This window comes from Cellulomonas hominis (assembly GCF_014201095.1).
GTDB lineage: Bacteria > Actinomycetota > Actinomycetes > Actinomycetales > Cellulomonadaceae > Cellulomonas > Cellulomonas hominis.
The window spans coordinates 1,926,328-1,941,990 of the sequence record NZ_JACHDN010000001.1 but is presented as its reverse complement, the minus strand read 5'-3'; the positions used below and the strand labels follow the sequence as shown (position 1 = coordinate 1,941,990).

Here is a 15,663-nt window from a genome sequence, read left to right as displayed (position 1 = left end):
TCAGGCCACGAGCGCGCCCGACCGCAGCTCCACCACCCGGTCCGCCCGCTCCGCGATCAGGGGGTCGTGCGTGGTGACCACCGCGGCCACCCCGCTCTCGTGCACCAGACCCGACAGCAGCTCCAGCATCGCCGTGGCGTTCTCGCTGTCCAGCTGCCCGGTCGGCTCGTCGGCCAGCAGCACCGACGGCCGCGCCACCAGCGCCCGGGCGATCGCGACGCGCTGCTGCTGCCCGCCGGACAGCTCGCCCGGCCGCTGGTGGGTGTGCCGGCCGAGCCCGACGGCCGCGAGCGCCGCCGCCACCCGCTCGTCCCGCTCGACCGGGTCCGTACGCAGCAGGCGCAGCGGCACCTCGACGTTCTCCGCCGCGGACAGCACGGGGATCAGCCCGAACGACTGGAAGACGTACGCGATCCGCTCCCGGCGCAGCCGCAGCAGGGCGTCCTTCGGCAGCGCCGTGAGCTCGGCGTCGCCGAGGTGCACCTGGCCGGAGGTCGGGCGCTCCAGGCCGCCGAGCGCGTGCAGCAGGGTCGACTTCCCGGAGCCGGACCGGCCCCGGACGACCAGCAGCTCGCCGGGCTCGACCACCAGGTCCACGCCGCGCAGGGCGTGCACGGCGGTGTCGCCGGAGCCGTAGGTGCGGGTCAGGGCGGTCGCGCGCAGGGTGGCGGTCACGGGCGGTCCTCCTCGGCGGCGGCGTCCGCGGCGGGGCCGCGCGAGTCGTGCGGGGGCGAGTCGTGCGGCCCGGCGCCGTGCGGCCAGACGCGCACGTGGTCCGGCTCGAGACCCAGGCGGACGCGGTCGCGCAGGTCCAGCCGCTCGACGAACTCCCGCGGCAGCTGCAGCCGGCCGACCCGGTCGATGACGGCGAACTCCTCGGCCAGCAGCACGTCCCGGCCGTGCTCGTCGACGGCGGCGCGGCGCAGCGTCTCGGTGGCGGTGCGCCCGTCCCGGATCGCGACGGTGCGGCGCACGTGCTCGGAGACGAGCGGGTCGTGCGTGACGATCAGCGTCGTGACGCCGAGCGTCTCGTTGACGTGCCGCATCGCGTCGAGCACGTCGGCGGACGTCGCCTCGTCGAGCTCGCCGGTCGGCTCGTCGGCCAGCAGCACCCGCGGCGACGACGCGACGGCGGTGGCGATGGCGACGCGCTGCTGCTCGCCGCCGGACATCTGCGACGGCAGCCGGTCCCGGCAGTGCGCGACGCCCATGACGTCCAGGAGCTCCTCCGCCCGGGCGGTGCGCGCGGCGGGCCTCCCGGTCCGGGACACCACGAGCGGCAGCGCGACGTTCTCGGCGGCCGTGAGGTACGGCAGCAGGTTGCGCGCGGTCTGCTGCCAGACGAACCCGACGACGTCCCGGCGGTAGGCCCGTCGCGCCCGCGAGCCCATCGTCGTGAGGTCGGCGCCCGCGACGCGGGCGGTGCCGGCCGTGGGGCGGTCCAGCCCGGACAGGATGGTCAGCAGCGTCGACTTGCCCGACCCGGACGCGCCGACCAGCGCGACGAGGTCCCCGGCCGCGACGCGCAGGTTCAGCCCCTGGAGGGCCTGCACCTCCACGCCCTCCATGGTGAAGATGCGCACCACGTCCTCGCACAGGATGTCCGGCTCGGTCACCGTCATGCTCCCTCCCGCAGCACCTCGACCGCGACGACCCGGCGGGCGGCCGCGACCGCCACCGCCAGCGCCGCCGCGCACACCACCAGCCCGGCCGCGGCCACCGCCGCGACCGTCGCCGGGTCCACCACCAGGTCCGCCCGCTCGGCCGCCCCGGTGAACAGCCGCAGGTCCGCCGAGCCCAGCACCAGGCGCGGCAGAACCGCCGCGACCAGCAGCCCGCCGAGGGCGGACACCACGACCGGCCCGGCGACCTCCGCGGCGACCAGGCCCCGCCCGACCGACACGGGCGCGCCGAGCGTGCGCAGCAGCGCCGTCGTCCGGCCGCGGGCGGGCGCCCCGGTGAGCAGCAGCAGCCCCAGCACCCCCGCGCACAGCAGCGCGCTCACGCCCGTCACGACGAGGAGCGCGGTCCGCGTCCCGGTGACGAGCACCGAGCGGTCCAGCTCGGCGCGGGCGGCAGCGACTGTCCGGACGGTGAGCGGGTCGTCCAGGGCGGTGGTCAGCGCGGCGGCGACCTGCGCGGGGTCGGCGCCGCGCTCGACCCGCACCAGCAGCCGGTCCACGACGACCTCGGTCCCGGTCCGGGCGGACCACGCGGCGCTGTCGACGAGCACCCAGCTCTGCCCCGTGACGACGCCGGGCACCTCGCGCGCGGCACCGGCCGCGTCCAGGTCGACGGGCTCGGCCCGCGCGCCCACGAGCACGGTGACCGCCTCGTCCCCGCCGGCGTCGAGACCGTCCGCGACGAGCGCGGGGAGCGCGCCGCCGGCCCCGGCGCGCGCCAGGGCCTCCGGCAGCGCAGCGACCCCCGGGAGGCCGGCCTGCACCTCCGCGAGCGCGGCCGCTTCCACGACGACGACCGCCGCGGTGCCGGACGTCCGGCCGATCTCCACCGTCCGCGGCCCGGCGTCCCCGACGGCGGCGACCGCGGCCACGCCGTCGACGTCGCCGGCCGCGGCGACCTGCTCCGGCGTCAGCCCGCCGCCGGACGCGGTCCGGGCCGTGAGGTCGAGCCGCACGTCCGCACCCGTGCTGCGGACGGCGCTGCGCTCCGACCCGGCCCCGACCGTCGACAGCGTCACCGCCGACAGGGCGACGGTGGCCACGCCGAGCACGAGCGCCACCACGGGCACCAGACCGGCCGCGGGCGACCGCGCCGCCTGCGCCGCGCCGAGGAACCCGGCCGCGCCCGGTCGCCGCCGCACCAGACCGAGCAGCCCGCGCACGGGCCACGGGTACAGGCGGAGCACCAGCACCGCGGCGGCGAGGCCCAGGACCACCGGGAGCACGGAGACGAGCGGGTCCGCCCCGCCGGTCGCCCCGGTCGCGCCGCCCAGCCCGCGCTGCCCCGTGACGACGACCGAGACGACCGCGGCGACCACGACCAGCACCTCCGCGACCCAGCGCCACCGCCAGGGCCGCGACCCGAGGTCCGCGCGTCCGGCCCGTCCGGCGACCCGCCCGGCCGCCACCGCGAGCAGGACCATCGGCGCGAGCACTGCCGCCGCGGCGGGCAGCAGGTCGGCGGGCCGCGTGGCGCCGGGCACGGCGAGCACCCCGAGCGCGATCCCGGCGGCGCCCGCGGGCAGCGACACGAGCAGCCCCTGCGCCGCGACGAGCCCCCGCACCGCGGCGCCCGACGCGCCGCGGGCGCGCAGCAGCGCGAGCGCGGACCGGCGGCGCTCGACCGCCAGCACCGCGGCCAGCCACAGCACGCCGACGGCGGCGCCGGACATCCCCACGGCCAGCACGTCGAGCAGCGACGTCACGGTGGCCTCGCGCGCCCGGCCCGCGACCAGCACGTCCGTCGTCCCGCTGCGCAGGCCCTCGTCCGCGCGGACGCGCTGCAGGTCGGCGATCAGCGCCTCCCGGTCGGCCCCCGCGACGCCGGACGCGTCCAGCGGGTGCCAGTACCGGGTGGTCGTGCCGTTCGGCACCACGAGCGCCGCGAGCGCGCCGGGGTCGGCGAAGCCCACGCCGGTGACCAGGACGCCCGCGTTCGGGTCGTCGACCACCGAGGCACCCAGCGCGGACGGCAGGTGCCGCCACGACCCGTCGTCCGGGTCGACGGCCTCGAAGGTCCCGGACAGCCGCAGGTCGACCGGGAAGCTCCGGTCGACCGAGCGCCGCGTCTCCCCGACGTCCCAGCGCAGCGCCTCTGCCGCGGCGGCGGAGAGCCCGATCTCGACGGCGGGGAGGTCGGCGGCCGCGTCGGCCAGGGGCCGGCCGGCCGCGGCACCGGCGTCGTAGGGGGCCGGGGCCGCGCCCGCCACCCACCGGACCCGGTCGGGCAGCGACGGGTCGATCAGCAGGGACAGCGACATCTGCGCGATGTCGGGCGCGCGCGCCCCGCGCTCGATCTCGACCTCGGGGCGCTCGACGGCGAACCGCGCCCCGGACAGCAGGCCGCGCAGCGCCGGGCCGGCACCGGCGGTCTGCGCGTCCGCCGTGGCCTGCAGCGCGGCCATGCCGTCGGCCACCTCGGCCGGTCCGGGCACGGTGTCGAGCAGGATCTGCGGGTGCGCCGGCAGCGTCAGGTCCCGGTCCAGCGGGGACTGCGCGGCCACCTGCTGCGCCAGGTCGTCGGCGACCATCCGGTCCACGGCGCGCGGCCAGGCGGCGAGCACGCCGGCCACCAGCAGGGTCGTCACCGCGAGCGCCACGAGCGTGGCGACCTCCGCGCGTGCCTGCCGCAGCAGCAGGCGCCCGGCCGTCGGCGCGCTCACTGCTGCGCCTCCTGCCGCACCGGCGCGGACGCCGCGCGGGCCCGGACCCGCAGCCCCGCGTCGACCGCCACCGCGGCGGTGGCCACGGCGGTGAGGGCGAGCAGCACCACGGCACCGAGGGGCTGGACGGCCAGCGGCCCGGTGACGGCCGCGCCGTCCAGCGTGCCGGTGGTCGCGCACACGAGGGTCCGCGCGCCGAGCACCGCGACCGCCGCGCCTCCCGCCAGCCCGACCAGCGCGGCGACCGCGGTGGACGCCGCGAGCTCCGCGACCCGGGCCCGGCCCTGCGCGGCGGCGCTGACGCCCAGCGCCCGGAGCACGCCGATCTCGCCGTCCCGCTCCCGGCCCAGCGCCCGCGCGGCGGCCGCCGCCCCGCCGACGGCCAGCACCAGGGCGCTGCCGGCGGCCAGCCAGAACACGACGAGCGCCGGCCGCGACAGCGGCTCGGGGACCGGGTCCGCGGCGCGCACGACGGCCGGGCGGTCCCGGTCCCCGAGCGCCGCCCGGACCGCGACCGCCGCGGCGGCACGGTCCGGCGCCGCGGCCCACACCTCGGCGACGCGCGGGACGTCCGGGCCCTGGCGCAGCAGCGCGCCGTCGAGGGCGTCGAGGTCCGCGAGGAGCGCGCGGGCCGAGCCGCCACCGGGCACTGCGGCGACCGTCCCCGCGACGACCACCGGGACGTCCCGCGCCGCGTACCGGGCGGTGGTCGCGTCCCCGGCCTCGAGGCCCAGCTCGTCCGCGAGCGCCGCCGAGAGCACGACGGGCACGCGCGCGTCCGCCTCCCCCGGGAGCAGCCGCACCGGAGCGCCGCGGCGGCCGGTGAGCGCCGCGGTGCCGACCTCCACGACCGTGCCGGCCGGGGTCAGGTCCACGGCGTCCTCGCCGAGCAGGCGGGCCGACCACGCGGCGCCGGCGAGCAGGTCGGTGCCGTCGGCGGCCAGCGTCGTGACCGTCACGCGGTAGGGGCGGGCGTCCGCCGTGCGCACGTCCAGGGCGACCAGGCGCCACGCCCCGCCCCCGGGCAGGGCCGCGGAGCCCCCGGTCAGGACCACACGGGTGAGCGTGCCGGGCCCGGCGGCGAGCCACGCAGCGACCTCCGCGTCGAGCGCTACGCCCCCGGCGGTGGTGACGTCGGCGGCGGCGGTCAGCCGGCTCGCGCCCGCGGGGAGCGGGACGCCCGGGAGCCCGTCCGCGACCGCGACGGCGTCGAGGTCGCCGGCCGCCACGCCCGCCGGCGGCAGGGCCACGGCGCCGAGCTCGGCCGCGGGCAGGGCCACCAGGTCGGCGTCCACCCCGCCGAGCGCGACCGCATCCGCCCGCGCCGGCGCCACCTTCGTGACCCCCGGTGCCGCGGCGACTGCCGCGACCCCGGCGGCGACGGCCCGGTCGGCGGGGTCGGACGCGTCCGCGACCGCGCGCCGGTCGCCGAGGTCGACGCGCAGGTCCGCCCCGGTCGACGCCACGGCGGCGGCCTCGCGCTGCGCCCGCGACGTGCCGACGTAGGCGGGCACGAACACCGAGATCGCCACGGTCAGCGCGACCAGCGCGGCGGACGCGGCGTGCGCGGTCGGGCGCCGGACCACCTGCCGCGCGGTCAGGACCGGCCCCAGGCCCGGGCGCCGGGCCGTCCACCGGGCGCCGAGCCGCGCGAGCGGGGCCAGCGCCACGGCGGCGAGGAGCGCGACCAGCACCAGGGCGAACGGCACCGCCGCCGCGGCCAGCGGGTCCACCGAGGAGCGCCCGTCCGCGCCGACCACCACCGGCGACCCCAGGTCCGCGAGCCGCCAGGCCGCCAGCGCGGTCACCGCGACCGCCACGACCACCGCGCCGCCCGCGGCCCCGGTGCGCAGCCGGCCGGCGTCCGGGCGGGCCGCCCGCAGCGCGCGCGACGACCGCGCGGCCGCGGTCCCCGTGAGCATCGCGACACCGACCGCCACCACGCCCACCGCCCCGCCGGCCACCACCGCCGGGGGGACGGCGCCCAGCGGGCGCAGCGCGAGCACCGCGCCGGCCGCGCCCGCCGCCGCGCCCGCGCCGACCACGACCGCCGACTCCGCCGCGGCCCACGCCGCCGACCGCCCCACCGTGACACCGCGCGAGCGGAGCAGCACCGTCTCCGGACCTCGCACCTCGACCAGCAGCCGCGCGAGCTGCCCCAGCACCACGAGCCCCACCAGGACGGCGAGCAGCGCCGCGGACGTCGACACGCCGCGGACCGCCGTCAGCGCCCGGTCCACGTCCGCGAGCGTCCGGTCCAGGTCGCCGGCGACCTGCACGCCCTGGCGGTTCACCGCGTCGTCCTCCTGCAGCGCGGGCCCGAGCGCCGCGAGCGCCGCGCGCAGGGCCGGCAGCTGCTCCGGCCGCAGCGCGTCCGGGTCGGGGACGAGCGTCCACCGCACGAGCGCCAGCGCCGGCACCGCGGCCAGGTCGGCCTCGCCCAGGACCAGCGGACCGGCCACGGAGCCGTCGGTGCCGTCCAGGTCGACCGCGTCCCCGAACCACGCGGGGTCCGCCGGGTCGGCCGGTCGCCACAGCGCCGCGACCCGCACGGTCAGCGGGGTCGACCGCGAGTCGCCGGTGAGCACCAGCTCGTCGCCGACGGCCACGCCCAGGGCCGAGGCGGCATCGACGTTCAGGGCCGCGGGGACGCCGCCACCGGCGCCCGGCGGCCACGCGCCGTCCACGACCTCCGCGCGGTCCGCGAGCCGCTCGTCCGCGCCGGCGACCACGGACCCGAGCGGTCGCCCGTCCGCCGCGGCGGCCTGGACCGACAGCGAGCGCGCGGTGGTGCGCACCGCGACGGGCAGGTCGCCGAGGTGGCCGGCCACGACCTCGCGGGCGGCGTCCTCCTGCGCGGCCGGGTCGTCGGACAGCCGGGTGTGCACGCGGACGGCGGCGGCGGCCGGGTCGGCGGACCGCAGGGACGCGGTCAGCCCGTCGCGCGCGGCGATGCCGACGTAGCCGGAGGTCCCGACCAGCGTCGCGGTGACCAGCCCGGCGAGGAGGCACACGAGCGCCAGCAGCCCGGCCTGGGCGCGCGCCCGGCGGCGCAGCAGGCGAGCCGGGTCCACGCGCGCGTTGCCTCTCGTCGGGCGGGCAGGGGAGGTCCGCCGGCGGGCGGGTGTGCCGCATCCTGCCACCTGACGGTTGCCGCGGGGGACGAACCGGGCGGCGGTCCACCCGGCCGGACGCGGCCGCGCGTCAGATGCGCACGCGCCGCGGGTTGCTCACCGACGTCCAGGACACCGCCTCCTGGAGGTCGCCGCCCTGCTGCTCGTCCGTGGTCGTCTCCATGTCCGCCCCCTCGTCGATGGTCCGGGCCGCCAGTCTCCGGGCCGTGCGCGGCGCCCGCACCCCGAACGGGTGAACGACAGGTCACACCTGCCCGGGCCGCCTCACCCGGTGTCCGGGTGGGACGCACGTGCCGCCCTCCGGGGGCCGACGCCGTGCGATCGGCGCGCGCGACGCGCGGGGCGTGGTCCCCAGGCAGGGGCCGGGGACTCGATCCGGCACCGGGCGCGTGCCACGATGGCTCGGACGCCGACGACCAGGTGGTGACATGACGACCTCCGCACCCGCGACGCCCTCCCCCGCCCCGGCGGGACCCGCGCCCGACGCGCCCCGTCCGTACGCCGAGCCGCCCGCGGCCGTGCTGTCCGCCCTGCGCAGCAGCGACGGCGGCCTGGGCACGTCCGAGGCCGAGCGCCGGCTCGCCGAGCACGGCCCGAACCGCCTGCCGACGCCGCCGCGCCCCAGCGCGCTGCGCCGGCTGCTGGGCCACTTCGACGACATCCTCATCTACATCCTGCTGGCGTCCGCCGTGCTCAAGGCGATCCTCGGCGACTGGATCGACTTCACCGTGATCCTGGCGGTGGCGGTCATCAACGCCGCCGTCGGCTTCCTGCAGGAGGGCCAGGCCGAGCGCGCGCTGGACGGCATCCGCACGATGCTGTCGCTCGACGCGCAGGCGCGGCGCGACGGCGAGTGGCAGGTCGTGGACGCGGAGTCCCTCGTGCCGGGCGACGTCGTGCGCGTGCGCTCCGGCGACCGGGTCCCGGCCGACCTCCGGCTGATCGACGCGACGAACCTCCAGGTGGAGGAGGCCGCCCTCACCGGCGAGTCCGTCGCCGCCTCGAAGCACGTCGACCCCGTCGGGCCCGACGCGGGCCTCGGCGACCGCACCTCGATGCTGTACTCCGGCACCATCGTCGCGGTCGGCACGGGCGTCGGCGTCGTCACCGCCACCGGCGCCGGGACCGAGATCGGCCGCATCCAGTCGATGATCGCCGAGGTCGACCACCTCGACACCCCCCTGTCCCGGCAGCTGGCGAAGTTCGGCAAGACGCTGTCGCTCGGCATCCTCGCGATGGCCGCGTTCATGCTGGTCATCGGCCGGGTCATCCACGACTTCGACCTGCCCGACCTCGTGTCCGCCGCGATCGGCTTCGCGGTCGCCGCCGTCCCGGAGGGCCTGCCCGCGCTGGTCACCGTGACGCTGGCGCTCGGCGTGCAGCAGATGGCCCGCCGCAACGCGATCACCCGCAAGCTGACGGCGGTCGAGGCGCTCGGCTCGGTGACGACGATCTGCTCCGACAAGACCGGCACGCTCACCAAGAACGAGATGACCACCCGCACGGTCGTCACCCCGGTCGCGACCTACGCCGTCGAGGGCCTGGGCTACGCGCCCGAGGGCCGCGTGACCCTGGACGGGCGTCCGGCGTCCCTCGACGCGCACCCCGACCTGCGGGCGCTCGTCACGGCCGCCGCGGCGTGCAACGACGCCCGGGTCGTGCAGGACGGCGGGCAGTGGCGAGTCGTCGGCCAGCCGACCGAGGGTGCCGTCGCGGCGCTCGCCATGAAGGCGGGCGCCGACGTCGGCGACGTGCGCCGCGTCGCGGTGCTGCCGTTCGAGTCCGCCACCAAGTACATGGCGACGCTCGACGAGGTGCCCGGCGCCGGGCGGCGCGTGCGCGTCGTCGGCGCGCCGGACCGGCTGCTGGACCGCTGCACGCACCAGCTCGGCGCCGGCGGCGCCCCGGAGCCCCTGGACCGTGCCCGCTGGGAGGCGGAGATCGACCGGATCGGCGGGCAGGGGCTGCGCACCCTGGCGGCGGCGGAGCGCCCCGCGGCAGACGACGCCGACGCCCTCGACCCGGCGGACGTCGAGGGCGGTCTCACGTTCCTGGGCGTGCTCGGCATCGTGGACCCGCCGCGGCCCGAGGCCGTGCAGGCCATCGCCGACTGCCACCGCGCGGGCATCCGGGTCAAGATGATCACCGGTGACCACGTCGGCACCGCCACGGCCATCGCCCGCGAGCTGGGCATCGTGGCCGCCGACGGCGACGTGCACGCCCTCACCGGCACCGAGCTCGAGGCCATGACCCAGGAGCAGCTCCGCACCCGGGTCCGCGAGGTCGACGTCTACGCGCGCACGAGCCCGGAGCACAAGATCCGCATCGTCCGGGCGCTGCAGTCGCACGGCGAGGTCGTGGCGATGACCGGCGACGGCGTCAACGACGCCCCGGCGCTCACCCGCGCGGACGTCGGCGTCGCGATGGGCATCAAGGGCACCGAGGCCACCAAGGAGGCCGCGGAGATCGTCCTCGCGGACGACAACTTCGCCTCCATCGAGCGGGCCGTCGAGGAGGGGCGGCGGATCTACGACAACATCCGCAAGTCCGTCGTGTTCCTGCTCCCGACCAACGGCGCGCAGTCGCTGGTCATCCTGGTCGCGGTGCTCTTCGGGCTCGCCCTGCCGCTGGCGCCGGTGCAGATCCTCTGGGTCAACCTCGTCACCGCCGTCACGCTGTCGCTCGCGCTCGCGTACGAGCCCGCCGAGCGGGCGTGATGTCCCGGCCGCCGCGGGCGCCGGGCGGGTCGGTGATCTCCCGGGAGTCCCTGCGGCACGTCGTCGTCGCGTCGCTCCTCATCGGCGGCGCCACGCTCGCGGTGTTCGCCATCGAGCGGGCCCGCGGCACCACGAACGGCGTCGCGCAGACCACGGCGGTCACGATGCTGGCTCTCGGGCAGCTCGCGTACCTGTTCAACTGCCGGTTCCTCGGCGAGTCCAGCCTGACCCTGCGGGTGCTGCGCGGGAACAGGGTCGTGTGGATCGCCACCGGCGCGCTGATCGTGCTGCAGGCGTTCTTCACGTACGTGCCGTTCATGAACTCCTGGTTCGACTCCGCGCCGATCGGTCCGCGCGAGTGGGGCCTCTGCCTCGGGTTCGCGATCCTCGTGTTCCTGCTCGTGGAGGCCATGAAGGCCGTCACCCGGGTCCGCGACCGCGCGCGGGACGCCCGCGCCGCCGCCCTCGCGCACGTCGCGCCGGGTGCCGCCGACGGCGTCGGCGTGGACGAGGCCGCCGGGCGGCTGCCCGAGCTCGTCACCGCCGCGGAGCACGGCCACGAGGTCGCGCTCACCCGCGACGGCAGGACGGTCGCGCGCATCGTGCCCGCCCGGGGGTCGGCGCGGCGCACCGCGAGCCGGCGCGGCGGGGTCACCGCGCCGAGCGCGACGACGACCGCGATCCAGCTCACGCCGCCGCCGGGGCTGGCCGCGGCGGGCACCGGGGCGGGCGCCGGGGCGGCACCGGACGCGGGTGCCGCAGGAGCCGATCGCCCGGGGGCGCCGGGAGACGACGCACCGGCCGCGGGCGCGCCGGGTCCCGCCCGGGTCTCCGGCGGCGGGGCGGGGGCGGCCGGGGCAGCCACCGACGCGACCATCGTGCTCGAGCCCGTGGACCCGGACCGCGACGGACCCGAGCCCCAGGAGCCGCCCGCTCCCAGCCGCCGCAGCCGGCGCACGGCCGCACCGACGGAGCCGGTGGACCGCCTCGACCCCGAGGACTGACGCCGGGCCCCGGGGCGCGGACGCGCCGCCGACGGCCGGCGCGTCTGCCACCCGGGCCCGACGGCGCTGCGACCGCGCCCGACCTCAGAGATCGCCCGGGTCGACCAGGAACCCCGCCATGTCCGCGATCTCCCCGCCCACCTCGGCGTGCACCTCGCGCGCCACGCCCCGGACGACGCGCGCGGCGCGACCGCGGGCGACCCGGTGCGGCAGCGACGGGCGCTCGGACTCGAGCTGCTCGACGTCCGGCGCCTCCCAGCGCACCCGGTACGCGACGACCTCGCCCTGCGCCCAGTCGAGCGCGGCGAGCACCACCGGCACGTCGAGCTCGGCGGCGACCTCGACGACCACGATGCCGTCGACGCCGAGGTCGATCTGCACCCCGAACGCCTCGGACGCCGGCGGGTGCGCGCGCATGTGCGCGTCGAAGGCGTCCGCCTCCGCGTGCAGGCGGCGGCGCTCCGCGACGTCGGCGATCCCCACGCCGGCCTCCTCGCGGGCGGCCAGCGCGGCCCCGGCCAGCGCGGGCCCGGCGGCGTCCGGGGCAGCGTCCGGGGCGCCGACCGGGTCGCCCTCCAGGCGGGCGCGCGGCTCGACGCGCCGGGCGGCCGCGAGCACGGTGCGCGGCTCCACCCACCGGTCGGTCAGCACGGTGAGGTCGAGCGCGGCGTCCATGTCGGGCTCGAGCACGATCCCGGACTCGACCCGCACCGCGCCGCCGAGGCGCCGGGCGGCGGCGACGAGCCACTGCACGACCCGGCCCTCCTCGCGCACCGGACCCGAGGTGCCGAAGGCGCGCCGCAGGCCGTCGCGGTCGCCGCCGAACGGCGGCTGCTCGGCGCGCTCGCGCGGGCAGTCCACCACCCAGGCGACCTCGCTGTCGGTGGGCAGGCCCCAGCGCGCGACCTGCTCCGGCTCGACGGCGTACGGCCCGGTCAGCGTCGAGAGCCGGCCGACCCGCAGGACGCCGGGCGTCGCCTGCGGCGCGGGGCCGCGCGCGGCGCCGCTGGCCCGGCGGCCGGACGGGATGCGCGGCGGGCGTTCCCACCGGGCGCTGGGGAACCGGCTGGCCGCCAGGACCTCGACCTCGTCCGGTGCGACGCCGTCGGGCAGCACCAGCAGGTGCCGGCCGGGCGGCGGGGTCACCCCGCCGGTGGCGGCGGGCGCGTCGGGCAGGGCGGGCAGGACCACGTCAGACCCGGGTGCGGTGGAAGTTCTGCCAGGACCGGGACGCCGTCGGGCCGCGCTGGCCCTGGTACCGGGAGCCGGTCGCCCCGGTGCCGTACGGCTTCAGCGCCGGCGACGACAGCCGGAAGAAGCACATCTGCCCGATCTTCATGCCGGGCCACAGGGTGATCGGCAGCGTCGCGACGTTGGACAGCTCGAGCGTCACGTGACCCGAGAACCCGGGGTCGATGAAGCCCGCCGTCGAGTGCGTGAGCAGGCCGAGCCGACCGAGGGACGACTTGCCCTCGAGCCGCGCGGCGATGTCGTCCGGGAGCGTGACCTGCTCGAACGTCGAGCCCAGGACGAACTCGCCGGGATGCAGGACGAACGGCTCGTCGCCCTCGACCTCGACCAGCCGGGTCAGCTCGGGCTGGTCCTGGGCGGGGTCGATGACGGGGTACTTGTGGTTGTCGAAGAGCCGGAAGAACCGGTCGAGCCGCACGTCGATGCTGGACGGCTGGAGCATGGCCGGGTCGTAGGGGTCGAGGACCACCCGTCCGGAGTCGAGCTCGGCGGTGATGTCGCGGTCGGAGAGCAGCACGCGCCTACGGTACCGACCCTCCCCGGGGGTCCCCGCCGCGTCCCGGGACGCGCCCGCGACGGCGTCCCCGACGGCCTGCCGGCACCGTCCGGGACCCCCGGTCGCGGGAAGCGCTTCGACGGACGCTATGCTGACCATCGGCACACCCGTGGGAGCGCTCCCGCGGCATGATCACCTGACACCGAGAGGCGCAACGATGCGGTACGGCCACTTCGACGACGAGGCACGCGAGTACGTCATCACGACGCCGCACACGCCCTATCCCTGGATCAACTACCTGGGCTCGGAGGAGTTCTTCTCCCTGCTCTCGCACACGGGCGGCGGCTACTCGTTCTACCGCGACGCGAAGATGCGCCGCCTCACCCGGTACCGCTACAACAACATCCCCGCGGACGAGGGCGGCCGCTACTTCTACGTCAACGACGGCGGCGACGTCTGGACCCCGGGCTGGCTGCCCGTGAAGGCGGACCTCGACCACTTCGAGGCGCGGCACGGCCTGGGCTACTCCCGGATCACCGGCGAGCGCGGCGGCCTGCGGGTCGAGACGCTCTTCTTCGTCCCGCTCGGCGAGACGGCCGAGGTGCAGCACGTCACCCTGACCAACACCTCGGACGCCGAGAAGACGGTCAGCCTGTTCTCGTTCGTCGAGTTCTGCCTGTGGAACGCGCAGGACGACCAGACCAACTACCAGCGCAACCTGTCGCTGGCCGAGGTCGAGGTCGAGCTCGACGGCCCGTCCGGCTCGGCGATCTACCACAAGACCGAGTACCGCGAGCGCCGCGACCACTACGCCGTCTACGGCGTGAACACGCGCGCGACCGGCTTCGACACCGACCGCGACACGTTCGTCGGCCCGTGGAACGGCCTGGGCGAGGCCGCCGTGCCGCGCGCCGGCGCCGCCACCGACTCGGTGGCCTCCGGCTGGTACCCGATCGGCTCGCACCAGGTCGACGTGACCCTCGCCCCGGGCGAGAGCCGCGCGCTGACGTACGTCCTCGGCTACGTCGAGAACCCGCACGAGGAGAAGTGGGCGCCGGCCGGCGAGGGCGAGCTGCCGATGCAGCGGCTCAACCGCGAGCGCGCGCACGCCCTGCTCTCCCGGTTCGCGACCACCGAGCAGACCCTCGCCGCGTTCGAGGCCCTGCGGACGTCCTGGACCGAGCTGCTCTCGACCTACTCGGTGACGTCGACCGACGACAGGCTGGACCGGATGGTCAACATCTGGAACCAGTACCAGTGCATGGTCACGTTCAACATGTCGCGCTCGGCGTCGTACTTCGAGACCGGCATCGGCCGCGGCATGGGCTTCCGCGACTCCAACCAGGACCTGCTCGGCTTCGTGCACCTGGTCCCGGAGCGCGCCCGCCAGCGCATCATCGACATCGCCTCGACGCAGTTCCCCGACGGCTCGGCGTACCACCAGTACCAGCCGCTGACGAAGCGCGGGAACAACGACATCGGCTCGGGCTTCAACGACGACCCGCTGTGGCTCATCCTCGGCGTGGCCGCCTACATCAAGGAGACGGGCGACGCCTCGATCCTCGACGAGCCCGTGCCCTTCGACAACGAGCCGGGCTCCGAGGTGCCGCTGTTCGAGCACCTGACCCGCTCGTTCCAGTTCACCGTCGAGAACCGCGGCCCGCACGGCCTGCCGCTGATCGGCCGCGCCGACTGGAACGACTGCCTCAACCTCAACTGCTTCTCCACCGAGCCCGGCGAGTCGTTCCAGACCACCGAGAACCAGGCCGGCGGCGTCGCGGAGTCCGTGTTCATCGCGGCGATGTTCGTGTTCATCGGCCCCGAGTACGCCGAGCTGGCGGAGCGCCGGGGCCTGACCGACGTGGCCGCCCGCGCGCGGGCCGCGGTCGCGGAGATGCGCGACGCGGTGCTCGAGCACGGCTGGGACGGCGAGTGGTTCCTGCGGGCGTACGACTTCTACGGGAACCCCGTCGGCACCGACGCCAAGCCCGAGGGCAAGATCTGGATCGAGCCGCAGGGCTTCGCCGTCATGGCGGGCATCGGCGTCGAGTCCACGGACCCGACGACCCCCGGCGCCCAGGCGAGCCCGGCGCTGCGCGCGCTGGACTCCGTCCGCGAGCACCTCGCCACCCCGCACGGCATGGTCCTGCAGTCCCCGGCCTACACGAGCTACCAGATCGAGCTCGGCGAGGTCTCCACGTACCCCCCGGGCTACAAGGAGAACGGCGGCATCTTCTGCCACAACAACCCGTGGGTCATCATCGGGGAGACCGTGGTGGGCCGCGGCGAGCAGGCGTTCGACTACTACCGCCGGATCACCCCCGCGTACCGCGAGGAGATCTCCGACGTGCACCGGCTCGAGCCGTACGTGTACGCGCAGATGATCGCGGGCAAGGAGGCCGTGCGGCACGGCGAGGCCAAGAACTCCTGGCTGACGGGCACGGCCGCCTGGAACTTCGTCGCGGTGTCCCAGTACCTGCTGGGCGTGCGGCCGGACTACGACGGCCTCGTGGTCGACCCGCAGATCGGCCCGGACGTGCCGTCGTTCACCGTGACGCGCGTCGCCCGCGGCGCGCGGTACGAGATCACCGTGACGAACTCCGGCCGCGCCGGGGCGCGCGGGACGCTCGTCGTCGACGGCGAGGCCGTCGAGGGCCGGACCGTCCCCTACGCCCCCGCGGGCAGCACCGTGCGGGTCGAGGTCACGGTCTGACGG

General features: G+C 77.4%; 7 protein-coding genes and 1 pseudogene. 2 read left to right on the top strand and 6 right to left on the bottom strand.

All coding sequences use genetic code 11. The features are described from left to right. The 4 genes from HNR08_RS09125 to HNR08_RS09110 are packed head-to-tail and all read right to left on the bottom strand — an operon-like array spanning position 1 to position 7,419. Complete coding sequence (locus tag HNR08_RS09125; RefSeq protein WP_146840322.1) at positions 1 to 675, bottom strand: ABC transporter ATP-binding protein; 675 nt, start codon at positions 673 to 675, stop codon at positions 1 to 3. Then, the gene (locus HNR08_RS09120) at positions 672 to 1,622 is read right to left on the bottom strand and encodes an ABC transporter ATP-binding protein (protein WP_146840324.1); all 951 of its coding nucleotides are present in this window, start codon (positions 1,620 to 1,622) and stop codon (positions 672 to 674) included. The genes HNR08_RS09125 and HNR08_RS09120 overlap by 4 nt, the downstream gene beginning before the upstream one ends. After that, positions 1,619 to 4,345 (bottom strand): FtsX-like permease family protein, encoded by a 2,727-nt coding sequence (locus HNR08_RS09115; protein ID WP_146840326.1) that lies wholly within the window; start codon positions 4,343 to 4,345, stop codon positions 1,619 to 1,621. The genes HNR08_RS09120 and HNR08_RS09115 overlap by 4 nt, the downstream gene beginning before the upstream one ends. Then, positions 4,342 to 7,419 carry a serine/threonine-protein kinase gene (locus HNR08_RS09110; RefSeq protein WP_146840328.1) on the bottom strand — a complete coding sequence of 1,026 codons (3,078 nt, stop codon included), beginning with the start codon at positions 7,417 to 7,419 and terminating at the stop codon, positions 4,342 to 4,344. Before HNR08_RS09110 ends, HNR08_RS09115 begins: the two co-directional genes overlap by 4 nt. A 488-nt stretch (positions 7,420 to 7,907) precedes the next feature. On the opposite strand from HNR08_RS09110, the pseudogene HNR08_RS09105 reads away from it, so the two are divergent. Beyond that, positions 7,908 to 10,630 (top strand): annotated as a pseudogene (locus HNR08_RS09105) (cation-translocating P-type ATPase); the annotation flags it as partial. A gap of 654 nt (positions 10,631 to 11,284) precedes the next feature. Here the strand turns inward: HNR08_RS09105 and HNR08_RS09100 are convergent. Beyond that, positions 11,285 to 12,391 carry a hypothetical protein gene (locus tag HNR08_RS09100; RefSeq protein WP_246803173.1) on the bottom strand — a complete coding sequence of 369 codons (1,107 nt, stop codon included), beginning with the start codon at positions 12,389 to 12,391 and terminating at the stop codon, positions 11,285 to 11,287. A 1-nt stretch (position 12,392) separates the two neighbouring features. Beyond that, entirely contained in the window at positions 12,393 to 12,968 is a 576-nt protein-coding gene (gene dcd, locus HNR08_RS09095; protein WP_146840330.1) for a dCTP deaminase, read from the bottom strand. A 196-nt stretch (positions 12,969 to 13,164) separates the two neighbouring features. Between dcd and HNR08_RS09090 the strand changes: the two genes are divergently transcribed. After that, the gene (locus tag HNR08_RS09090; protein WP_183834966.1) at positions 13,165 to 15,660 is read left to right on the top strand and encodes a glycoside hydrolase family 94 protein; all 2,496 of its coding nucleotides are present in this window, start codon (positions 13,165 to 13,167) and stop codon (positions 15,658 to 15,660) included. The last annotated feature ends 3 nt before the right edge of the window (positions 15,661 to 15,663 follow it).

Bases quoted from the DNA above. Each gene is read 5' to 3' on its own strand.
- HNR08_RS09090 (WP_183834966.1), top strand. From the start codon at position 13,165: ATGCGGTACGGCCACTTCGACGACGAGGCACGCGAGTACGTCATCACG.
- HNR08_RS09120 (WP_146840324.1), bottom strand. From the start codon at position 1,622: ATGACGGTGACCGAGCCGGACATCCTGTGCGAGGACGTGGTGCGCATC.